At 34.5% G+C, this 23861-nt stretch carries 22 protein-coding genes and 1 other RNA gene; 19 read left to right on the top strand and 4 right to left on the bottom strand.

All coding sequences use genetic code 11. The features are described 5' to 3' along the window. Positions 1 to 23: 23 nt before the first annotated feature. The 8 genes from panD (at position 24) to NYE52_RS13225 (ending at position 9439) form a co-directional block, all read left to right on the top strand. On the top strand, positions 24 to 407 hold the full coding sequence (panD, locus tag NYE52_RS13260; protein ID WP_341193498.1) for an aspartate 1-decarboxylase: 384 nt from the start codon (positions 24 to 26) through the stop codon (positions 405 to 407). A 275-nt stretch (positions 408 to 682) separates the two neighbouring features. Beyond that, positions 683 to 3463 carry an ATP-dependent DNA helicase DinG gene (gene dinG / locus NYE52_RS13255; protein WP_341193497.1) on the top strand — a complete coding sequence of 927 codons (2781 nt, stop codon included), beginning with the start codon at positions 683 to 685 and terminating at the stop codon, positions 3461 to 3463. Between the two features lie 199 nt (positions 3464 to 3662). Further along, positions 3663 to 4136: a cell wall elongation regulator TseB-like domain-containing protein gene (locus NYE52_RS13250; RefSeq protein ID WP_341193496.1), complete on the top strand. Its 474-nt coding sequence runs from the start codon at positions 3663 to 3665 to the stop codon at positions 4134 to 4136. Positions 4137 to 4158: 22 nt separating this feature from the next. After that, positions 4159 to 5358, top strand: coding sequence for a pyridoxal phosphate-dependent aminotransferase (locus tag NYE52_RS13245; RefSeq protein WP_341193495.1), 1200 nt, complete (start codon positions 4159 to 4161; stop codon positions 5356 to 5358). Positions 5359 to 5685: 327 nt separating this feature from the next. Then, a complete protein-coding gene (gene asnS / locus NYE52_RS13240) occupies positions 5686 to 6981 on the top strand; it encodes an asparagine--tRNA ligase (RefSeq protein ID WP_341193494.1) in 1296 nt (431 codons plus the stop codon). A 355-nt stretch (positions 6982 to 7336) separates the two neighbouring features. Then, entirely contained in the window at positions 7337 to 8047 is a 711-nt protein-coding gene (locus NYE52_RS13235; protein ID WP_341193493.1) for a DnaD domain-containing protein, read from the top strand. A gap of 220 nt (positions 8048 to 8267) precedes the next feature. Continuing rightward, complete coding sequence (gene nth, locus NYE52_RS13230; RefSeq protein WP_341193492.1) at positions 8268 to 8924, top strand: endonuclease III; 657 nt, start codon at positions 8268 to 8270, stop codon at positions 8922 to 8924. Next, positions 8924 to 9439, top strand: a complete 516-nt coding sequence (locus NYE52_RS13225; RefSeq protein ID WP_341193491.1) for a YpoC family protein — start codon at positions 8924 to 8926, stop codon at positions 9437 to 9439. Before nth ends, NYE52_RS13225 begins: the two co-directional genes overlap by 1 nt. Before the next feature lie 54 nt (positions 9440 to 9493). Here the strand turns inward: NYE52_RS13225 and NYE52_RS13220 are convergent, their stop codons facing one another. After that, complete coding sequence (locus NYE52_RS13220) at positions 9494 to 12169, bottom strand: PBP1A family penicillin-binding protein (protein WP_341193490.1); 2676 nt, start codon at positions 12167 to 12169, stop codon at positions 9494 to 9496. A gap of 35 nt (positions 12170 to 12204) precedes the next feature. Then, positions 12205 to 12810, bottom strand: a complete 606-nt coding sequence (gene recU, locus NYE52_RS13215; protein WP_341193489.1) for a Holliday junction resolvase RecU — start codon at positions 12808 to 12810, stop codon at positions 12205 to 12207. Positions 12811 to 12890: 80 nt separating this feature from the next. On the opposite strand from recU, the gene NYE52_RS13210 reads away from it, so the two are divergent. From NYE52_RS13210 to NYE52_RS13195, 4 genes are all read left to right on the top strand, one after another. Beyond that, positions 12891 to 13871 (top strand): DUF2515 family protein, encoded by a 981-nt coding sequence (locus NYE52_RS13210; RefSeq protein WP_445669113.1) that lies wholly within the window; start codon positions 12891 to 12893, stop codon positions 13869 to 13871. Positions 13872 to 14021: 150 nt separating this feature from the next. Further along, a complete protein-coding gene (locus NYE52_RS13205) occupies positions 14022 to 14282 on the top strand; it encodes a hypothetical protein (RefSeq protein WP_341193487.1) in 261 nt (86 codons plus the stop codon). A gap of 49 nt (positions 14283 to 14331) precedes the next feature. Continuing rightward, a complete protein-coding gene (locus NYE52_RS13200; RefSeq protein WP_341193486.1) occupies positions 14332 to 14700 on the top strand; it encodes a YppE family protein in 369 nt (122 codons plus the stop codon). A 206-nt stretch (positions 14701 to 14906) separates the two neighbouring features. Next, positions 14907 to 15416 carry a YppG family protein gene (locus NYE52_RS13195; protein WP_341193485.1) on the top strand — a complete coding sequence of 170 codons (510 nt, stop codon included), beginning with the start codon at positions 14907 to 14909 and terminating at the stop codon, positions 15414 to 15416. 53 nt (positions 15417 to 15469) lie between these two features. Here NYE52_RS13195 and NYE52_RS13190 read toward each other — a convergent pair whose 3' ends face one another. After that, positions 15470 to 15622, bottom strand: a complete 153-nt coding sequence (locus NYE52_RS13190) for a YpzG family protein (RefSeq protein ID WP_065429091.1) — start codon at positions 15620 to 15622, stop codon at positions 15470 to 15472. Between the two features lie 142 nt (positions 15623 to 15764). Beyond that, positions 15765 to 16250, bottom strand: coding sequence for an Hsp20/alpha crystallin family protein (locus NYE52_RS13185; RefSeq protein WP_341193484.1), 486 nt, complete (start codon positions 16248 to 16250; stop codon positions 15765 to 15767). A 464-nt stretch (positions 16251 to 16714) separates the two neighbouring features. Between NYE52_RS13185 and NYE52_RS13180 the strand changes: the two genes are divergently transcribed. The 7 genes from NYE52_RS13180 (at position 16715) to rnpB (ending at position 23659) form a co-directional block, all read left to right on the top strand. Further along, positions 16715 to 17497 (top strand): alpha/beta fold hydrolase, encoded by a 783-nt coding sequence (locus NYE52_RS13180; RefSeq protein WP_341193483.1) that lies wholly within the window; start codon positions 16715 to 16717, stop codon positions 17495 to 17497. A gap of 86 nt (positions 17498 to 17583) precedes the next feature. Beyond that, on the top strand, positions 17584 to 19866 hold the full coding sequence (locus NYE52_RS13175; protein ID WP_341193482.1) for a DEAD/DEAH box helicase: 2283 nt from the start codon (positions 17584 to 17586) through the stop codon (positions 19864 to 19866). Between the two features lie 10 nt (positions 19867 to 19876). Next, on the top strand, positions 19877 to 21160 hold the full coding sequence (locus tag NYE52_RS13170) for a ribonuclease H-like domain-containing protein (protein WP_341193481.1): 1284 nt from the start codon (positions 19877 to 19879) through the stop codon (positions 21158 to 21160). A gap of 419 nt (positions 21161 to 21579) precedes the next feature. Then, positions 21580 to 21933 carry a CotD family spore coat protein gene (locus NYE52_RS13165; protein ID WP_341193480.1) on the top strand — a complete coding sequence of 118 codons (354 nt, stop codon included), beginning with the start codon at positions 21580 to 21582 and terminating at the stop codon, positions 21931 to 21933. 304 nt (positions 21934 to 22237) lie between these two features. Continuing rightward, positions 22238 to 22795 (top strand): DUF1273 domain-containing protein, encoded by a 558-nt coding sequence (locus NYE52_RS13160; RefSeq protein WP_341193479.1) that lies wholly within the window; start codon positions 22238 to 22240, stop codon positions 22793 to 22795. Positions 22796 to 22870: 75 nt separating this feature from the next. Further along, positions 22871 to 23173: a cell division regulator GpsB gene (gene gpsB / locus NYE52_RS13155; RefSeq protein ID WP_016203089.1), complete on the top strand. Its 303-nt coding sequence runs from the start codon at positions 22871 to 22873 to the stop codon at positions 23171 to 23173. Between the two features lie 104 nt (positions 23174 to 23277). After that, positions 23278 to 23659, top strand: an RNA gene (rnpB, locus tag NYE52_RS13150) — RNase P RNA component class B. Positions 23660 to 23861: the final 202 nt, after the last annotated feature.

Genomic DNA, 23861 nt, shown 5'->3' with positions numbered 1-23861 from the left:
TTATATCATGGAGGGTTAACCTTATGTTTCGAGTAATGATGAATGGAAAAATCCATCGAGCAACTGTAACGGAAGCGAATTTAAACTATGTTGGCAGTATAACGATAGATGAAGATATATTAGATGCTGTTGGGATGGTAGCTAATGAAAAAGTCCAAATTGTTAATAATAATAATGGAGCAAGATTAGAAACTTATATTATTCCGGGCGAACGAGGAACAGGAACTATTTGTTTAAACGGCGCAGCTGCAAGACTTGTGCAAGTAGGCGACATCGTTATTATTATTTCTTATTGCTATGTTTCAAATGAGGAGTTGCTCCATCATCAGCCTAAAGTTGCGATAATGGACGAATATAATCGCGTTGCAACGATTCTTCATCAAGAACCAGAGAAGACCGTGCTGTAATAGGGAAATGTTATTATAGATAATGTAAAGAATCATGTATTCCGCCCTATTCAATAGAGTAGGGTTTTTTTGTGGGATGACGAATTCATGAACAATTCATGTAATGAAATTTACGCGTCTGGGCATATTTATTGCAATGAATAGCGAGTGAAATTGTATTTTATTATTTTGACTACATAAAGTATAAAAGAATACCATTAATAAAGAACTAACATCTTTCCCTTTTTTCATTTTTATGATACCGTTTGAATGACTGAAAGTTTGAGGTGGACGTAATGAGTAACAAATTTGTAGTAGTTGATTTGGAGACAAACGGTAATTCTCCGAGAAAAGGGGATCGAATTATTCAATTTGCAGCGGTTGTTATTGAAAATGGGAAGATAGTAGAGGAATATTCCTCCTTGCTAAATCCTCTTCAGCCAATCTCACCGTTTATTGAAGAATTAACTGGAATAACGGACGAAATGGTTGAATCTGCTCCTATTTTTGATGAAATTGGAGATAAAATTGTTTCTTTATTGGAGGATGCATATTTTGTAGCCCATAATGTATTATTTGATCTTTCCTTTTTAAATGAAGAGTTGGAACAGGCTGGATTTAGAAAATTTTATGGACCGATTCTTGATACAGTAGAATTAGCGAGAATATTATATCCTACAGCAGACAGTTATAAATTAACAGATCTTGCAGCACAAGAAGGGATTGTCCATAGCAGACCACATCAAGCTGATAGCGATGCTTATGTTACAGCAGAACTATTGCTACTTTTGTTAGAGAAGCTAAACGCTTTGCCTCAAGTAACAACGAAGCAATTAGAATTTTTAAGTTCATCGTTAAAAAGCGATTTAGATATATATATAGAAAGTCTCATACAAGAAAAACAATCCAAAGTGGAGTATATTCCTGATAAATGGGAGGTATACCGAGGGTTAACGATTAAACGTTTGCCTAGTGGTTTAGGTGCTAATCAAGGAAAAGATTCTTCGGTTTCTTTTAATGTAGATCTAATAGAAAAGCAAATGAAAGATACTTTTTCTTTTTATCAGAGAAGAGAAGGACAATTAGAAATGATGAAGTCAGTGCATCAGGCTTTTTCGGATGAAATGCACGGACTTATAGAAGCAGGAACTGGTGTTGGGAAGTCGCTTGGTTATTTAGTTCCGGCTGCTTATTTTTCAATTGAGAATAAGCAGCAAGTAATTATTAGTACATTTACAACCCAATTACAAGAACAACTTTTTCATAAGGATTTGCCTTTGCTTAAAAGCATTCTACCTTTTCCCATTACTTATACGCTATTAAAAGGGAGAAATCATTATATTAGTTTAGATAAATTTGAAGTTTCTTTAAATGAGCAGGAAGACAATTATGATATTGTTCTGACAAAAATGCAAATTTTAATCTGGTTAACGGAAACAGAAACAGGAGATAAAGATGAACTGAATTTAACAAGTGGCGGAGTTAATTATTGGGAAAAAATAAAGAATGATGGGAATTTTTCGCTACCTATTTCAAAAGAATGGGCACAGAAAGATTTTTATAGAAGGACTCGTAATGCAGCACAGAAAGCAAATATGATTATTACAAATCATGCATTGCTTGTAAAAGACCTTACTGCTGAGCAACAGTTATTGCCTTCATACGAATATGTCATTATAGATGAAGGACATCATTTTGAAAAAACGGCGACAAAGCATTTTGGCTTCCGCTTTTCCTATATTGCTGTGCGATTAAGCATTAATGCTATTGGTACAACTGAACAAAAGCAACTGATGTATCATTTGGAAAATATGATAGGGGATTCCAATCCTGCACAAAAATTGGAGTTTAATCAATTTATTGTAGCGTTACATGTAGAACTGGATGAGCTTTTTCGAGCAGTACTTCGCTATGTGAAAAAGACAAATCAACCAAGAAGAGATAGTAAAGGAAGCTATCGAATTAAGAATGATGGTATGGGAGATTGGAATGCTGTTAAAAGTGTTGCGGAACGAATTATTTTTCTTTGGAAGGATGGAAGAGAAGTTCTTTTACAAAGAGTTTCTAGGTTAAAAGAACAAGACAGGAAGTTTACCTCATCCCAAATGCTTGTAGTGGAGAGAATCGAGTCCATTTTAAATGATTGGCAAGTATATATAAATCAATTAAGGGAGATATTTTTACGAGAGGGAAGCGATATTGCATGGTTAGAAGCGGATGGAAAGAATTTTCCTAATAATGCCGTTTTATACACACAGCCTTCTTCTGTAGCAGAAACATTACAACATATCTTTTTTGATAAGAAAAAAAGTGTTGTCTTTACATCAGCTACAATAACCGTGAATAATTCATTTGAATACTATGTAAAAGTTTTAGGACTTGGAAAAAACCAACTTGAAGTTCAAATTGATTCCCCATTTGACTATAATCAACAGGTTCAATTACTTATACCAACAGATGTTCCAGAGATTAATTCGGTATCATTAAATGAGTATGTATCTACAATTGGAGAACAAATAATCAAAATCGCTCAAGTAACAAAAGGAAGAATGCTTATACTCTTTACTGCAAATGATATGCTGAAAAAAACATATGATTATATGAAAGAAAGTGGCTGTTTAGAAGAATACGCAATTCTGGCACAAGGCATTACAAATGGAAGCAGGATGAGATTAACTCGTAATTTTCAACGATATGATAAAGCAATATTATTAGGAACAAATAGTTTTTGGGAAGGTATTGATATTCCAGGAGAGGATTTAACTTGCTTAGTTATTGTAAGGCTGCCGTTTTCCTCACCAGAAGATCCCCTAACTGAAGCAAAAAACGAGGAAATTAAAAACAACGGAGGAAACCCGTTTCTTGAAAATAGCCTTCCTGAAGCTGTCTTGCGTTTTAAACAAGGGTTTGGTAGATTGATTCGTTCTGAAGAGGATAAGGGATTTATTATTGTTTTTGACCGCCGAATTGTTACAACATCTTATGGAGAGACATTTCTACAGTCCATTCCCGCTGTACCGATTAAACAGCAAAATAGTGAGCAAATGGTTAAATTTATTGAAAACTGGCTGAAATAAATCGTTATATAGAAAGGCTGTTTTCTAAAATAGTTAGAAAATAGCCTCGTTTTTTTGATTGCCTGAGGAAAAGTTTAAATTAGTGTTGATAGCTCGACAAAAAACAACGAATTATTATATAAAATAATTTCTTTCTATTTATAAATACTGTTATAATAACGTATGTACAAAATATTGTTTTAAAGAAGTGATGTTAAGGATGAAAAAATGGATTTGGATTATTATTGTTGTTTTTCTTATTGGATTAGGTGTAAGTATTAATGCATATGTACAAGCTATGAAGCCTGTTAAATCTGCAAGAGAGATAGCAGAAACAATCGCTAAGAAAGAAACGGAAATGAAAAAAATGGACAGCTTTCAATTATATAATGGGAAGGAATCCTATTATATTTTAGAAGGAAAAAATGATAATAATGAAGATATTATTGTTTGGATAAATGAAGATAACCATCAAGTTACGCAAAGAACGAAAAAAGATGGGCTGACCAAACAAGAAGCGCTTAATATATTATTATCGAAGCAATCACCAGAGAAAATTAATGCTGTCAGACTAGGAATGTATGATGGATTACCTGTCTGGGAGATTTATTCTCATACAGATAAGGATTCTTTAAACTACCATTGGATAGATTTTGAAACAGGAGAAATCCTGTTAACAATTGAAAATTATTAACCGATAGGAGTGGTAAATAGAAATGGAAATTCAATTAGCACAAAGAGTTAACGCATTAACACCATCCACAACGCTTGCCATTACTGCAAAAGCTGCTGAATTAAGAGCAGCTGGCCATGATGTGATTGGTTTAGGAGCAGGAGAGCCTGATTTTAACACTCCTCAAAATATAATTGACGCTGCTGTCAAGAGCATGAATGAAGGACACACAAAATACACACCTGCTTCCGGATTACTAACACTGAAAAAAGAAATAGCAGCGAAATTAAAGAAAGATCAGCACTTAGATTATGAAACAAATCAAATTATCGTCACTAATGGTGCGAAACATGGGTTATATACTTTATTCCAGGTTATTTTGGATAAAGGGGACGAAGTAATTATTCCTACTCCATATTGGGTCAGTTATCCAGAACAAGTGAAGCTTGCAGAAGGAGAGCCTGTTTTTGTAGAAGGTTTTGAATCGAATGAATTTAAAATTACTCCAGAACAATTAAAAGGTGCAATAACTTCCAAAACGAAAGCAGTCATTATCAATTCCCCAAGCAATCCAACAGGAATGATTTATACGCAAGAAGAATTACAGGCAATAGGTGACATTTGCTTAGAACATAATATCTTAATTATTTCAGATGAAATTTATGAAAAATTAGTTTACGGAGATAGTCAGCATGTTTCGATTGCTTCATTATCGCCTGCCCTTAAAGAAGCGACAATTATTATAAATGGTGTATCAAAATCTCACTCTATGACTGGCTGGAGAATTGGATATGCTGCGGGTTCGAAAGAAATAATAACGGCGATGACAAATCTTGCAAGTCATAGTACTTCCAATCCAACAACGCCATCACAGTATGCGACGATTGAGGCATATTCCGGTCCTCAAGATTCGGTAGAAGAAATGCGCCAAGCATTTAATAAGCGATTAGATATCATTCATGAAAAATTAAATGAAATTCCTGGTTTTTCTTGTTTAAAGCCTAAAGGGGCATTTTATCTTTTTCCAAATGTACAAAAGGCTGTAGAATTAACAGGATATAATTCAGTAGATGACTTTGCTAATGGATTGTTAGAAGAAGCATTAGTAGCTGTTGTACCAGGTTCCGGATTTGGAGCAGACAGCTATATTCGTCTATCTTATGCAACATCGCTTGAAAAGCTAGAAGATGCTGTAACTAGAATTGGACAGTTCGTGGAAAAGAAAATGGTCGTTAACAAATAAGATGTGTTCTTATAGAAGAGTATGTCAACAAGGATAATCTATCTTTTTGGCATTCTCTCTTTTTCTTTCTTGTTTTTGAACGATAGCAATTTTACTTAAAGCATTAGAACACAAGATAGTTGACTATAGAATGATCGATAGTGTTGATTGTCTTAAGATGTAAAGGTATAATGTTTTGGTAGAATATTTTTTTCTTAACTAGTACCATTTCTACTATGTCGTCTATATCGGTAGGAAGAAGCGGTTTAATTAATATACTTCATGTGTGAAGAATACCGCAGTCTCTATTTAAGTACATATATTTATTTGTTTTTGGAGGAGTTAATTGTGATTAAAGCAACTATTGCCGAGTTACCCAAATATGTTGATAAAGAGGTTAAAGTTGGTGCGTGGATTGCCAACAAGCGCTCTAGTGGAAAAATTGCCTTTTTACAGCTTCGTGATGGATCAGGATTTGTACAAGGAGTAATTGTTAAAAGTGATGTAGAAGAAGAAGTATTTCAAACAGCGAAAGCAATTACACAGGAATCGTCTGTATATGTTACTGGTACAGTTCAAAAGGATGAACGTTCTCCATTTGGATATGAATTACTTGTATCAAATGTAGAATTGATTCATGCTTCCACGGATTATCCGATTACGCCAAAAGAACATGGAACAGAATTCTTAATGGATAATCGCCACTTATGGTTACGTTCAAAACGTCAGCATGCAGTGATGAAAGTAAGAAATGAAATTATTCGTGCTACCTATGAATTTTTCAATGAAAACGGATTTTCAAAGGTAGATCCACCGATTTTAACAGGGAGTGCTCCAGAAGGCACTACCGAACTATTTGCTACAAAATACTTTGATGAAGATGCGTATCTATCACAAAGCGGACAACTTTATATGGAAGCTGCAGCGATGGCATTAGGAAAGGTATTCTCCTTTGGACCAACATTCCGTGCTGAAAAATCAAAAACAAGACGTCATTTAATTGAGTTTTGGATGATTGAGCCTGAGATGGCGTTCGTGGAGTTTGAAGAAAATTTAGAGGTGCAAGAACAATACGTATCCTATGTTGTGCAATCCGTCTTGAAAAACTGTCAGCTAGAGCTTAAAACACTTGGAAGAGATGTTTCTAAATTAGAAAAGATTACAGCTCCATTCCCAAGAATTAGTTATGATGACGCAATAACCTTCTTACATGAAAAAGGTTTTGATGATATTGAGTGGGGAGATGACTTTGGTTCTCCACATGAAACAGCAATCGCTGAAAGTTTTGATAAACCTGTGTTTATTACCCATTATCCAACAAAAATTAAGCCTTTCTATATGCAACCACATCCAGAAAGAGAAGATGTAGTTCTTTGTGCAGATTTAATTGCGCCAGAAGGCTATGGAGAAATTATTGGAGGATCTGAGCGTATTCATGATATGGATCTTTTAAGTAAGCGTGTAGAAGAACATCAATTAGATCCAGAAACATATAAATGGTATTTAGAGTTAAGACAATATGGATCAGTTCCACATTCTGGTTTTGGTCTTGGATTAGAAAGAACAGTAGCTTGGATTACAGGAGTAGAGCATGTTCGTGAAACAATTCCATTCCCAAGATTATTAAATCGTCTATATCCTTGATTAATAAGTAGGGTAGAAAATAGGGGAAGTTTGTCTAAGGTTAACCTCATGTCAATATTTCATGTGAGGTTTCACCTTGGGAACAGTCCTAATTTTCTCCCTTCTTCTTTTTGTTAGGAATATGGTGCAGTCTTCATACACGTAGAGCTGTGAAAAAGTTCGAGAACCCCTGCGCGGGATCGACGAAGGACGAAGCTTCTCGGCGCTCGCTCGATGGAAAGGAAGAGGGTATTCAGTCTGTGGGTTATACAACAAACTTTTGAAAACAGCCATTTGTTAACTATTGCTAGCTTTGGTTGATTTTCATTATTTCATGCTTATGGCCAACATGATATACTTGATTAGAGGTGTCCTTATGAATCAAACAATTTTATTAAAATGGTTGCAAGAAGGCAATATAAATATACCATCCACACTTCTAACACATTACAAACATTTAAAATTAAATGAAAAAGAATTAGTTCTTCTACTGCAGGTACATTACTATTTAGAAAAAGGTAATGACTTTCCAACCCCTACAGAAATTGCTGCTCAAATGACTTTAGATATAATGGATTGTCGTGAAATATTGAGCCAGTTAATTAGAAAAGGATTTATTGAAATAATAGAAGGTAATAGTGATACAGGAATTCGGTTTGAGCGATATTCTTTAGAGCCACTTTGGAATAAATTAATCGAGCAATTTTTATTAAATAATAAAAAAGAAGAAGAAGCTTTAAGCGAAAAAGAAGAAACTGATTTATATACTTGCTTTGAACGTGAATTTGGACGACCATTATCTCCGTTTGAAATAGAAACGCTCAATATGTGGGTCGATGACGATCAGCATGAAATAGTTATTATTAAAGCGGCATTGAGAGAAGCAGTTATTTCAGGTAAATTAAATTTTCGTTATATAGATCGAATTTTGTTTGAATGGAAGAAGAATGGAATAAAGACGATCGAACAAGCAAAAAGTCATGGGAAAAAGTTTAGACAACATCAGAATACTGCATACAAAGTGGAGCAGAGAGAAGAAACAACCAACAAGAAAGCAGTGCCGTTTTATAATTGGTTGGATCAATAAAGTACAAAATAGATGAGTAATTCTACATTATCTGTTAGTAATCAAGTTTCAGTCTAGTGTTATCAACTACTTTATTTAAAGTTATTGATATGTAATAAATTCACAAAGCTTGGATTGTCATAAGAATATAATGGTTCAGATTAGGAAGGAATGTCCATTTTATTCTTAAGATGACCCTTTTTTTTATAGATTAGATAGTTTATTCATTTTGGAGGATTACATGTTAAAAAAAGATGAAATTAGATATTGTCTAGATACAATGGGAGAAATGTTTCCAGAGGCACATTGTGAATTAGTTCATTCTAATCCATTTGAATTAGTTATAGCTGTTTCTCTATCTGCACAATGTACCGATGCACTTGTTAATAAGGTGACAAAAGGCTTATTTCAAAAGTATAAAACCCCTGAAGACTACTTAAGTGTATCATTAGAAGAATTGCAGAATGATATTCGGTCTATCGGTCTTTTCCGTAATAAGGCAAAAAATATTCAAAAGCTATGTCAAATGGTTTTAGAAAAATATAATGGTGAAATACCAATGGATCGGGATGAATTGATTAATTTGCCAGGTGTCGGAAGAAAAACGGCTAATGTTGTTGTTTCAGTTGCTTATAATATACCAGCAATTGCTGTTGATACACATGTCGAAAGAGTAAGTAAGCGATTAGGGATTTGCCGATGGAAAGATTCTGTTTTGGAAGTAGAAAAAACGTTAATGAAAAAAGTTCCGAAGGACGAATGGTCTGTAACGCACCACCGCATGATCTTTTTTGGACGATATCATTGTAAAGCTCAGAACCCACAATGCGAAACTTGTCCGCTTCTTGCCTTATGTCGAGAAGGAAAAAAAAGAATGAAAGTTAAAGGTGTAGTTTGATGGATAAAGAACAGCTAAATACACCTTTAGAGCTTCTATATGGTCCTTTTCCAGTTATAAAGCAGTTTCCTTGTATAATGACTGAGAGCTTTATAATAAAACCGGCATTCTTGCATGAAGCAAACTACTATCATAACAAGAATACATTTCAGCCGTGGAATAAAGAAAACTTAAAAGACTGTGTCAATAAGGTAATACAGGAGTGGAAACAGCTAAGAGAAGAATTACAGCAATTTGTTAGGCAAAGAGATACGCCAAATCTTCAAAATGGATTAACATTGGGCATGGAATATTTCTTAGAATGCTTATATTGGATAAATGAAAAACCAGTAATGTTAAAAGACGGATTGGTAGACAAAAGTCTCGAAATTAAGCCGTTTAATATAGAGGATCGACTCCAATTTATTTTAAAAAGATTGAATGGGTATCATTCCTATAAACAATTGGATGAGCTCTTTAAAGAGTTAGAAAAACAATTTGCGATAAAATTGATAAAATCAAATCGAAAAGAGTAGAAAAAAGAAGAGGACTTTTCCGTAGGAATTGTCCTCTTCTTTTTATCAATTTAGTTATGGGGAATCATTTCGATTCCGGCCACTTTCTCTATTTTGACTGGTATCATTTGAGTTTGGATTATTGTTTTGACCATTGATGTTACCATTATTTCCGTTATCGTTGTTCGTGCCATTGTTTTCGCCATTCTCATTATTATTTCCGTTGTTGTTATTTTCACCATTATTGTCAGAGTCCCCATTGTCCTCATCATTCTGATTATCCTCTGAGTTTTCATTATCCGAATCCTCTTGTTCCTCTTCATCATCTATCGTTTCATTTGGATTCCCTGGAGGTTGCTCTTCGATTATATCTGGTACAGAAATACTACCAGATGCTGGGTCACTTTCCTGATCATCTTTAATAGCTATTATGGTAAAGGTATACGTGCTACCTGGTGTTGGTTTTGCGATTTTTAAACTAGTATCCGAAGTTACCGTTAATTGTTCACTAGCTCCACCATCGACACTTACACCTACGTCAAACTTAATACCTTTTTTATCACCATATCCCCATGATAATTCAATTTCATCACTATGTTCGTTGTAACTTGCTTTGACGCCAGTTGGGGCATCAGGTTTATTGTATTTCTGAGATACTTCATTCAAAATATTCCCCTTAACAGCGAATTCCGTAAGGATTTGACTGCTTGGTGTATAGGAGCTAGCTAATCGGGCTGGATAAGTACCTTTTTCTATTTTTATCGTTTCGACGCTATCTGGCTGCTTGAAATCAGCTGTCTCTACATCTTCAGAAATATGGCCCATTACTGCTTTAAAAATATGCTGAGCGACTTTTTGATCATACCCATTTGCTAATAAACCATTTTTTCGATCTTTATATCCAGTCCAAACGGCCATGGTATAGTTGGTCGTATATCCAGCAAACCATGCATCAGGCACTCGACCATCGTTAGGGATATTAAATTTCTCACGATCATCTTTCGAATAGTTTGTTGTTCCTGTTTTACCTGCAATCGGTAATCCAGGTACATTTGCAAGTGCTCCAGTTCCGTTAGGTCCACTTACAACAGTCTTTAACATATCAGAAATGATAAAAGCAGTGTAATCTTGCATGACAACTTTTGATTTTGGCTCCATGTTAATTTTTGTTCCATCTTTTAATTTGAAGGAACGAACAGCATGGGGCTCATTATATACTCCTTCATTTCCAAAAGCACTATATGCACCGGCAAGTTGAAGGGAGGTTATCCCATCTCTTAGTCCTCCGATTGAATAGGATTCTTGGATATCATCTAAAGGTATACCAAGGTTTACTGCAAATTCTTGAGCATTTTCTGCACCTGCAGCTCGGAATGCCTTTAGAGCAGGAATATTTCTAGAACGTGCTAGAGCTTCCCTCATCGTCATCGATCCTAGAAAACGATTATCAAAGTTATTGATAGGTGTTTTATTTACATCATTATAGGTTGTTGGTTCATCTACTAATGTTTGATAACTTCCCCATTTCAAGTATTCAACAGCTGGTCCATAGTCTAAAATTGGCTTAATAGTGGATCCTGGTTGTCTTGGTACATCCGTAGCATAGTTCGTACCTAGCTTCACCTCTGGATCACGATCCCCACCTAATGCTAAGATACCACCAGTTTTCGTATCTAAAAGGGTAATACCAGCTTGGAAATCTTCATTTGGGAATTTGACAATTTCCCCTTGATACATTAATTCTTCTACATACTTTTGTGCATCTTTATCCATTGTAGTATAAATTTCTAACCCATCTGTAAATACATTAACATCTGGATATTTTTTCTCAATTTCGGCAATAACTTGTTTTATAAATGGATCGTATGGCAGATCGTTTTTCACGCGATCCTCTTTTGCAACTAATGTATCTTCAACAGATGTCTTTTGGGCTTCTTCCATTTCAGCCTTTGAAATATATCCATGTTGATGCATTAGTGATAACACTATGTTACGTCTTTTCTCCGCTCTTTCTGGATTATTAAATGGATTATAGGCATTTGGAGCCTGTGGCATCCCTGCAAGAAGGGCTGCTTCTGGTAAAGTTAATTCGTCTAGGCTTTTATCGAAATAAACTCTTGCAGCAGTCTTGACGCCACTCATATTTTCAGACATAAAGATTTTATTCACATACATCTCAAAGATTTCTTCTTTTGAGTACTTGCGCTCTAACTCAAGAGCAAGCCAAGCTTCTTGGGCTTTACGATTTAATGTTTTTTGTGGTTGGTTAAAGAAAAAGTTTTTCACTACTTGCTGCGTAATGGTACTTGCTCCTTCTGAACCAAAACCATCTCTAAAGTTTGCAATAACTGCTCCGCCTAAGCGAATAGGATCAATTCCATGATGCTTAAAGAAACGAGAATCTTCTGTTGCGATAAATGCATCTTTTACTAAATCTGGTATATCCTCATAATTTACATAGTCCCGATTTACAGCACCTACTTTAGCGATCTCATCATTATTCTTATCATAAATAGTAGAAGAAATTGGATCCTTTAATGTCTCTGGATTCAATTCTGGTGCGTCTTTTACCATGATCGCAAATGTTACTCCACCTGCAATAATTCCAATAATACCGATTGTTAATAAAATAAGCAGAACGCGCTTAAACAAACTCATGCCACTTTTTTTCTTTGCTTTTTTAGGAGCATTTTTCTTGGAGGCTTCGAGTTGCTTACGGCGCTCCTCTCGCGTTTGATATTTATCTGTCATTAATATTCCTACCTTTCTTTGAAAAACAAAAGGAATTAGTTGAACTTATAAATCCTATCGATTACTTGAATATAGTCAATTCGTGGGTGATAGCCTAAGTTAATAGAATGCCCATTTATAGCTAATTCTTGTTTCGTAATCGATTTTCTTCCGCCATTTATCATTCTTTCCCAAAACATAAAGAGTTTTTCTGCATCTAGATAGAATATTTCATTTGTTTCAGAGAAGGAGATAATGACAAAGCAAATTCCTTGTTGTTCACATACCATCCGCATATGTTTGATTTGGTGTTCATGGAAGTTATTTAGCGGAAAAGAAGTAGTATGCTTCGTTTCTTTCGCTTCAAAATCAATATATTTCCCTTTATAAACACCGTTATAGTCTGTTGTAGAAGCTTGTTTAAAATAGGCTTCTTTAATGACTGCAGCACTTCTTTTCGGATAATCGACTTGAACGATTTGAACGGGTGTCGGCTTCTTATGTATTACGGCCTTACCAAATTCTAAATAATATTTATTTGTTTCATTCAGATCATCCTCTAGAGTCATACCCCGGTTACTATAACTAACTTTCTTCAGCGGCTTTGTCTTTACATTTTTTTCTGGAGTATATCTCTTTCCATTTGGATAATGAATCTTCATTTTTTCACCTCACAAAGATTCTTTTAAAGTATAACTTATTGCAATCAACAAACAATAATACCATAAAGCGTTCATAAGAGGTGAACATTTTGATAGGTAAAAAATCATATTTTTCTCCATTAGATGAAGAGAAACTTATAAATAGAATAAGTCTTATTACCGATAAGTGCAACTTAGACAATATATCCAGAACTAAAGCCTATCTCTGTTATTATACCAAAAATCAAGAAATCCAATGGGCATTTCTGGCGAGCCAGGTCTCACGTAATGCTGGTTGGAATATGTGTGACTTAAGTGGAGCATGGCTTCCCCTAGTAGTTAGTATAGAAAAAAGGCAGCAAATATACTTAACCTATGAGAAAGCAAATTGGCTAATATTTAAGGATGCATATCCCCAATTATTACTCTATGAATATTCGACGAAAATAAACGCTCCAATGTTTCATTTATTAAAATTTTTTCAGGTTTCCTCTTTCATGGAAGAAGAATGGTTAGCATTTTGGAAGTACAAAGATAAGCAAAGATTAATGAATAGTTTAATAATTAACGAACAAAATGTTATTCAAAAGCCAGTAATTAAAAATGGAAGAATTAAGCATAGCGTTTTTCATTATCTACCTTATCTCTTTCAAGATATACTCCACTTTAATGCAGTCCTATTTCCAACCTTGCATGGAGAACTTTATGGTGCCAGTGTTTCTAACTTCACTTCTCTTAACGAGCGAATTAAGCTAGGAAATACATTAGCAAGCCTATTATATAAACCTAATTTATATCAAGACTTCTATCTTTTTGCAAGAAAAATAGAACACACAGGTTCAAGACATGATTATGAAAAGTATATATACCCAAAACTATCCAATACAACACCTATACTGCGATCTGTCTATCCGGTTGTAAATCACAGTGTGTGGAAGAAAGACGATTGGTATAAAAAGAAAATAAAGAAAAGCTGGAGAGTAATGGAGGAACATAGTGAACCTTTTCTTCTTACAGATTGGTATAAGAAAAAACAGCAACAATTACATAAGCTTATTTATCAGGAAAATAAATGGATTTAGCTCATTTTACTGTTGTTTTTGTCGAAATTTAAACGAGCAATAAGAAAATATACTTTCTTTGGCGAATCTCTTCTAGTTTTGTCAGCTGTGAAGGATAGTGAAAAAAAAGAGAGAAAGAGTATATATAAAAATTAGCTTGGAGGGATTTGCATGGAAATTACTTATACAAAAGAAAAGTTATTGATTATGTTAGAAGAAATCCAAGAAGAGTTAAATGTATTAGATGCAACACTTGTAAAATCGAAAAATCAAAATATGCAGTTTATAAAAGATCATATCGATTCTTTAAATGAAATAGAAAATGGAATGGCTATTCTTGAGAAAAAAGACTCAGTAAGCCAATTAGGTGTTTCTACCGATGTTGCGACTTATCCAATACAACGGTCTCTTTACTTGAACTTAGTTAAATAAATCGTTAAAATAAATGGATTAACGATATTAGGTAAATGGAGTGGCAAAATTGACGGGAAATCATCTATTGATGGAACATACAGAGAAGCTTTTAGAGTCAGTCGACTATGCGGTAGATACGTTTTATAAAGTAAAGGAATCGGGAGTGAATGAAGATTTTTATGAAGTTGTTCGCCCGTTTGCGAATCAAATCAAGCAGCGAAATGACGAATGGAAGGACTTGGCCAAAGCGTGGGTACGAGAAGCAAAACCTGATTATTTGAATTCGATTCAAATTGATACTGCCTCTGATCATATAGAAATAATTTCAATCCAAGCGTTTTTTACACAAACAAGTAAGAAACGTTTTCTCGATTCAGCAAAATCAGTGAAGTATATTTTACAAACATTACTTGATGCTCTTAAAGAGGAAAAATAATAGGGAAATAGTAAAAAGGGAGATGAAAATTCTCTTTTTTTTTTGCATTTTAATGAAAAATCAAAGAAGAAGATAACAGAGAAATGCTTCCTCCATGTTTAAATACTTCCCTTTATAATCAATTGATTTTTGCTAATTAATGCACGATATAGGCATTATCATCATATAGTAGAGAAGGATATCTTAACGTGGGAGGATAGAAATTCATGTATAGAGCATCTAATCAACAAATAAGAAATGCGTCTTATCTGAACGCTTATACTCCACCATATATGCAAAGTGATAACAGACAATATTATCCATATATGAACCAAAATCAATGGAATGGGGCAGGGATGAATGGACAGAACTTCTATCATATGCCGATGCAAGCGACTTATCCCAATAATCAAGCAAGTTATTATCATCCGCAAAATGCGTATAAAAGTAGCACCCAAGATATTTTCCAAAATCCCTTGCATTATATGGAGAATACAGAAATGAACAATTACTCGCAAAATTATATGAATCAAAATCATGGTTTTATGAATCCATACCCAAAGCAGTCATTTATTCCTAAAAAACAAGGGAATGTGAAAAGTATTATGAATTCTTTTAAATCACAAGATGGTTCATTAGATTTTAACAAAATGATGGATACAGCTGGAATGATGATGAACGCGATGAATCAGGTTACAGGTTTAGTAAAAGGAGTCGGGGGAATTTTTAAGGTTTAAGCTAATAATAGAGGAGGCTGTCAAGCGACAGCCTCCATTTCCTTTTACTCTACTTACCAGCGGTGTGCTTTTGCATTACTTCTTAGAATGATATTGTTTTGAGACATTTGCGTATGCCCATTTACTTGGGATTTAGAACGTTTTGGTCTCGTCCAATTGTGATGAAAAAGCGCAGAATGAGAATCTAACTGATCTTTATAACTCATCTTATCACCTCAGGAAGTAAGATTAGAAGAAATTATGGATATAAAAGGAATCTCTCCTTCTTACTATAAGGAAAGGAGAGTGAATTCCTTTAACATCCACTATTAATATGTGCAGTTACTAAAGTATTTACTCTATTTGATTTTATGCATTATGGTCTTCAATCAATATTTTTTTGCTTTTTGGTTTTGGAACTTTAATTATAAGCAATCCATTTTGATAAGATGCTTTAATCTTTTTTTCGTCAATAGGGTGGGGGAATCCAATAGTTCTGCTGCTCTTTTTTAACGTCTGACTTGTATGAAATGTTTTTGCTTGCGTATTCTCTTCTGTAATGATTTCCTGATGGTTTACACTTATTGTTAAATGGTGGTCAAAAATGTCTAGCTGAATTTGTTCTTTATTAATGCCAGGTAATTCCGCTTTAATAATTGTTGCACTTTCCGTTTCATTTACACTAACTGGAAAAGCCATGTTAGGAAATGGATTGCTAAAAAATTCATCCATTTGTTGAAGGAAATTTTTTACTGGCTTTTCTTGAAAAAACTGATTCATGGAACGCATGAATCCGTTAAAAACTTGAGGGGGTTTCTCCTTTTTGTTTGGGTCGATTGGAAAGTTTGAAGACATACTAAATCACTCCTTACATAAAACATGAACATAAGCGCAGCAAGTATTTTCTTCTTATTTCGATTTGGGAAGAAAAATTACAAATGTATAGGCTCTTTTCTACTTATACTATGCCTAATAAATACGATTGGTGTTTGGTTGTTTGCTATTTATTCTTAAATAATAGCTGTTTTCGTAAAGTTTGTTGCTATGACCCGCACCTGAATACACTTCGCTTTCCATGGGGCGAGCGGTGAGCCTCCTCAGCTTCGCCTCCGGGGTCTCACCTGTCTCGCTAATCCCATCCACGTGTATTCAGGCTGCTCAAATTTCCTCATTAATTGATTTTTTCTATTGAGAAAGCAACAATCTTTTAGAAAACAGCCTAAATAATAAATGCAAAAAGTAATGCATAGTTTCTCTTTATCTGCATTAAATAAAAGTGCTATATTTAATTAAACGAGGAAGAAAGGAAGTTAAGGAAGATGACAAAAGTCACAGTTGGTAAGGAACAGCTATTTTATACAGAACAAGGGCAAGGGGATCCCTTGGTATTAATACATGGTTTTTGTGGGAGTGTAGATTATTGGGAATATATTATTCCGTTGCTTGCTGAGAAATTTCGTGTTTTAGCAGTGGACCTACGCGGTCATGGAGACTCAGCATATAATGGAGAACCATTCGAGATTGAAGATTTAGCAAAGGATATCAAGCTGTTATTAGGTGCACTAGGAATTGATAAAGTATATATGTTTGGACACTCACTTGGCGGATATGTAACATTGGCATTTGCGGACCTTTTTGAAGATAGCTTAAAGGGATTTGGTTTAATTCATTCAACTGCATTTTCTGATACAGAGGAAGGAAAAGAAGGAAGATTAAACGCTATTCGAAAAATTCAAGATCTTGGAATAGAGGAATTCGTAGATGGTCTTATTCCTAATCTCTTTTCAGATGAATCCTTGACAGCATTACCAACGGAAGTGGAAAAGGCAAAAAGGATTGGTTATGGTACCAACCCTATAGCAGCAATGGAGACACAGGCAGCTATGAGAAAAAGACCAGATAGAAATTATGTTGTAGAAAAAGCAAAGATACCTGTTTTATTGTTAAAAGGAACAAAAGATAAAGTGGTTTCAATAGATCGTGTTGCATCTGCTTCAAGTCCATATATTACAGAAATCAGATTAGAAACAGGACATATGAGTATGCAGGAAGATCCCAAAAGGTTAGCGGAAGCAATTTGCTCCTTTATAGAGAAAAAATAACAAATAATGGTTGCTTTTTTCTTTTTAAAACCTCTTTTAAATCGAACGTCTATTCGGTAAAATAGAAATAATAGAGGTGAAACAAAATGAAAGTACGAAAAAACCTTCAAGACATTATAAAAGAATTAAAAACAAAGGAAGATTATAAAGAAAGAATTTCATATTGGCATACGATTGAAGCGAAGGAAGCTAATTCAGTTCCTCTTCCGGATGATTTATTGCCAAATTTAAAAGATGCCTTACAAAAACGGGGAATTACTGGTTTATATACACATCAATACTCATCTTATCAAGCGATTCGGGAAGGGAAAAGTATTGTTGCTGTTACGCCGACTGCTTCTGGAAAAACACTCTGCTATAATCTACCTGTAATCCAGTCTATCGCTGAGAATAAAAACGCAAGAGCGTTATATATGTTCCCGACAAAAGCACTTGCACAGGATCAAAAAAGTGAGTTAAATGAGTTAATTGAAAGCGCAGAATTACAGATAAATAGCTATACATATGACGGAGATACACCAGCGTCCATTAGACAGAAGGTTCGAAAAGCAGGGCATATCGTCATAACAAATCCAGACATGCTTCATTCTGCTATTTTGCCACATCATACGAAGTGGGTATCTTTATTTGAAAACTTGAAGTATGTCATTATTGATGAATTGCATATTTACAGAGGGGTTTTTGGGAGTCATGTAGCAAATGTCATTCGAAGATTAAAGCGTATATGTTCCTTCTATGGCAGTAATCCTATCTTTATTTGTACATCAGCTACAATTGCAAATCCAAAGGAATTAGCAGAAAATTTAACAGAAGAGCGAGTTAGCCTCATAGACAATAATGGTGCTCCAAGCGGGAAGAAACATTTCGTGTTTTACAATCCGCCAATTGTTAACATTCCATTAAATATTAGAAGAAGCGCTACTTTAGAAGTACGGCAAATCGCAGGGGAATTACTTAAAAATAAAATTCAAACAATCGTCTTTGCCAAAAGTCGAGTGAGAGTGGAGATACTATTAACGTATTTACAAGAACTTGTTAAATTTCAGCTTGGTCCAAAATCTATCCGTGGTTATCGAGGAGGATATTTGCCAACTGAAAGAAGAGAAATTGAGCAAGGTTTAAGACATGGGAATATTTATGGGGTTGTTAGCACCAATGCATTAGAACTAGGTGTTGACATTGGACAACTTCAAGCTTGTGTGATGACAGGGTATCCTGGTACCATTGCAAGCTCATGGCAACAGGCGGGACGAGCTGGTCGTCGACATGATGAATCACTAGTTATTATGGTTGCAAGCTCTAGTCCTCTTGATCAGTATATGGTGGCGAATCCAGACTATTTTTTTAGTAGAAATCCTGAAACAGCGAGAATTAACCCTGATAATCTTATCATCTTGATTGATCATATGAAATGTGCTGCTTATGAGCTTCCTTTTAAAGAAGGAGATACATTTGGAAATTGTGAAATTACTGAAATACTGGAGTTTCTATCAGAAGAGAGGATTCTTTTTCAAAATGGGGATAAATGGTATTGGATGAACGATTCTTTTCCAGCCCATAATATAAGCCTTCGTTCTGCTTCCCAAGAAAATATAGTCATTATTGATATTTCTGATGTAAGCAAAAGCAGAGTAATCGGAGAAAGTGACCGTTTTTCTGCAATGACATTGTTACACGAAGAAGCAATTTACATGCACCAAGGAATTCAATATCAAGTAGAGAAGCTTGATTGGGAAGAGAAAAAAGCATATGTTCGCGAAGTCAGTGTCGACTATTATACAGATGCCAATTTAGCAGTTTCCTTAAAGGTTTTGGAAGAGGATAATCGGAATAATTATTCTAAAGCAGAAACTGGCTTTGGCGATGTTAGTATTATAGCGATGAGCACAATTTTTAAAAAAATCAAATTTGAGACACATGAGAATATTGGTTCTGGGCCCATTGCATTACCTGAAGAAGAGCTTCATACAAATGCCGCGTGGATATCTTTTCAACAAGAGAAATTAGCATGGGAACAAGAGCAAACTGAACAAGGGTTAATAGGTGCTGCGCATGCATTAAAACATATTGCACCACTTCTTGTAATGGCAGATCCATCTGACTTACATGTAGTTCCGCAAGTAAAAGCGGAACATAATGAGAAAGCAACTATTTTCTTTTATGATCAATATCCTGGTGGAATAGGCTTAAGTAAAAAAATATACGAAGAAATGCCAGTTGTCTTAAAGGAAGCGAAAAAAATGGTGAAAAATTGTGCTTGTGAGTATGGTTGTCCTTCTTGTATAGGAACAGAGAGTCATTCAAATAACAGTAAACGGGATGTAATTAAAATCCTCTCACTCTTGGAGGATAGTGGTTTTTCCAGTTAAGGGGATTAATATGTCGATTAAAAATAAATTAAGTAGAATGAAGTCTCATATAAAAAAAGAAGAACAAACTCCCCTTGTGAAAAATAACGAGGAAAAGGGGAAAAGTATTCCTTATACCAAACAATGGGAGCAAGAAAATGTCCAACCTTATTGGTTAGATGAGGAATATTGCTTGATTCGCGAAGTGCGATATTCCCTTGACTATAAACATGGTAATTATTCGTTTCGGGAGTTTACTCATATTGTGGATGAATGGAATAAAGTAGATTATCATCATACTCTTTCAGCGAGAGGACACCAAGCAAAGGACCTTTTCTTCTTTGATACGGAAACAACTGGGCTTGGGGGCGGAGCAGGAAATACAATTTTTATCCTTGGATATGCACAATTATTAGAGGATGAGATTGTATTGAAACAGCATATCTTGCCACATCCTGGAGCAGAAGTACCTTTGTTTAATAGTTTTCTAGAAAATGTAGACTATAGGACACTAGTAACATATAACGGCAAGGCTTTTGATTGGCCGCAGGTAAAAACAAGACATACGCTAATAAAGGAGCATGTACCAAAGCTACCTGAATTTGGTCATTTTGATTTATATCACGGGGCTCGACGAATGTGGAAACATCGATTAGATAGAACAAAATTGTCTATAGTGGAGGAAGAAATCCTTGGCGTAAAGCGGGAGGATGACATCCCTGGATTTCTAGCACCTATGATTTATTTTGATTTTGTTGAACGAAAGAATCCAGAAGGAATGCTTGGTATTTTAAAGCATAATGAAATAGATATCCTTTCTCTTATTACTTTATATACTCATTTAAGCTACCAATTATTAAGAAAAGATCAAAAAATTAGCGCCAAAGAGGCCTTAGAAGTTGGAAAATGGTACGCTGTTATTGGTCAGACTGAGATTGCAAAGCAAAATTTACAGAGTATTAAGGAGCAAAATAAAGAAGAAGTTTTAGAGGCAGCCTTTTTATTAGCGAAAGAGTATAAAAGAGAGAAGCAGTTTGAGGATGCTGGGGAGCTTTGGAGAAAAATTGTTCAAACATATACTAAGGAGACAAAACTATCAATTGTTTTACAATCATTAATTGAACTTGCAAAACTTGCTGAGCATAAAGAGAAAAATCTTCAAATAGCATTAAGCTATACGGAAAGAGCACAAAAACTAGTAAACAACCAGCACGAATTAGAGAAAGTGAACGAAGAGCTACAAAAAAGACGTAATCGACTTGAAAGAAAATTGCATACCATTAAAAATAAATCTATTATTCCATCAATAACCTAGTTGTTTGTATGACCGTTCCCTATTAAAATAGTAAATAGTTTATTTATACTAAAGGCTAGTTTCTAGATGTTACTCATTTTTTGTAAAGAACAGTGATAAAACTATTTCATAGAAATACCAATAGGATAAATGAAATACTAATTTGGAGTGAACGAACTTGTATAAAGTAGTTATGTGTATGTTTTTTGTTCTTATTTGTTTAACAATTGTTTTATTCACAACCCTAAAAGACAGTTTTTACGCACATTTATAATATCTTTTAATTCATGCATATCCTTTAGTTTTGATTGTGAATTTAGCATTTTTTATAAATACCAGGTAAATTCCATGCAAAATAGGTGTTTGTATTAGTACAAGATTATCCCTTTCTACATAAATTGTTACTGTAAGATAACTAATTTTTGAGAGGAGATTTTCTTATGCATTGTAAACCTAATAACATTTTACCGGCAGTAGTTCATCCAACTAAATGTTGTGTGAATAACACTTTCTCTAATAATATTGTTCCTCATATTCACCCAACACATACTACTACAGTTAATCATGTGAATTATGAGCATCAACATTTTTTCCCACACACTCAATCTTCTGAGACTGTGGTAACGAATACGCAAGCTAATATGGGTCCAGCTCCAGCTCCATTTCCAACAGCTCCTGTAGCACCTACAGCTCCTGCTTTTCCAACAACTGGAGGAACTCCATTTACAGCAACTGGGCAAATGTTCCCAGCTCAACCTGGAATGCCTGGTGCGTTTCCGTTCAGAAGAAGATAAGTAAAAGGTGAAACAAGGATCCGTGTTAAGAGATCCTTGTTTTTTTTGAAAAAGGGGCACTTACATGACATTTATACACTTGGACTAGAAAAAATGGAGAACAACGAAATAAAAAAAATTCTGAAACGATTATTTTTGCTCATTTTATCGAATACTAAACATATACTTGGATTGTAAAGAAAGACTAGCTTGTGAAAATGAATACTTATCATCATTTTTAAAGCGTTTATTCTTTATAGGTTAGTATATTTATGATATATTTTAAAGTAATAACGTTTAATATGAAGGAGTTTCTTATACTATTATGAAAATAGCCGTCATTTCTGGCTATAAGCCTTTTGAGATTGGAATATTTAAGCGAGAAGAACCAGCAGTAGAATACATAAAATTAGCGTTAAGAAAAAACCTGGAGATAATGCTAGAAGAAGGACTGGAGTGGGTATTAATCAGTGGTCAGCTTGGAACAGAATTATGGGCTGCTGAAGTGGTATTTGATTTACAAATGGAAGAATATCCAGACTTAAAACTAGGAGTAATTACTCCATTTCTCGAACAGGAAAAGAATTGGAAAGAAGCAAATCAAGAATGGTATGAAGAAATAATCATGCAGGCTGACTTTGTTGATTCGGTTTCAAAAAAGCCATATGAAAGTCCGCAACAATTAAAAGATAAAAATGTATTTTTACTAAAGAAAAGTGATGCACTTCTCCTTTTTTATGATGAAGAGAATCCCGGCAGTCCAAAGTATTTGTATGAACTTGCTCAAATGTATCAGCAACAAAACACATATGATATTCGTAAAATTCAATTTTCAGATTTACAGGATATCGTGGAAGAAGTAAAGTTTAATGAAGAGTTTTAATAGATTTATTGACAAAATGGTGTATATTTGAAAAAATAATGGAGATAAACGGTAATCGACTGAGGTGAGCGATAAATGCTATCAGATAAAATGAAATTAACAGCAAAAGATATTTTGGAAAAAGAATTTAAAACAAGTGTAAGAGGGTATAAACCAGAAGAAGTAGATAAATTTTTGGATTTAATAATTAAAGATTATGAAACATTGCATCAAGAAATTGAAGAATTACAACAAGAGAATTTACGTTTGAAAAAGCAAGCGGAGGAAGCAAGTCGCAGGCAGCCGGCTCCTACTACCGCTGGAACTACTAATTTTGATATTTTAAAAAGATTATCTAATTTAGAAAAGCATGTGTTTGGGAGTAAGTTATACGATTGATCGTCACTTTTATCCATCTAAAACAAGATAGACGATAAGAATTACCTATAATAACCATTGCAATACATAGGTAAAACAACTATAATAGCTATTGTATCAATAAAACGCTTTGGTAATCGCTGCAAACTTTGTTTGTAGAGGAAAGTCCATGCTCGCACAGGCTGAGATGCTTGTAGTGTTCGTGCCTAGTCAAAAAATAAGCTAGGGCAGTATGTATATGCTGACGGCAGGGAAAATACCTAAGTCTTCTGGATATGGTATGAATACCTTGAAAGTGCCACAGTGACGTAGCCTTGTCAGAAATGAGAAGGGTGGAACGAGGTAAACCCCACGAGCGAGAAACCCAAATTATGGTAGGGGAACTTTCTCTGAGGAAATGAACGGATGAGAAGGACAGAAATAATTTTCTGTAGATAGATGATTACCGCCTTTGTACGAGATATTAAAGTCGTATGAGTACAGAGGAACAGAACATGGCTTATAAAGCGTTATATTGATTTATAATGAAGATAACATTACAAGGGTGACACGGAGATTTGTGTCTGATATGCTGTTTGGTTTTCGTATTAAACAGTATGTCATTCATATAATCTGGTCATCCTTTTTATATGGCGTATACATAATAAATAATGGATGTTAAGAAAATAACTGTTATCCATTTGTACATAAGAAAATATTTATTCAAAAG

Origin of the sequence: Niallia sp. FSL W8-0635 (assembly GCF_038007965.1) — a bacterium.
Taxonomy (GTDB): domain Bacteria; phylum Bacillota; class Bacilli; order Bacillales; family Cytobacillaceae; genus Niallia.
The sequence above is the reverse complement of the archived record's forward strand: the minus strand, read 5'-3'. Positions and strand labels throughout refer to the sequence as shown.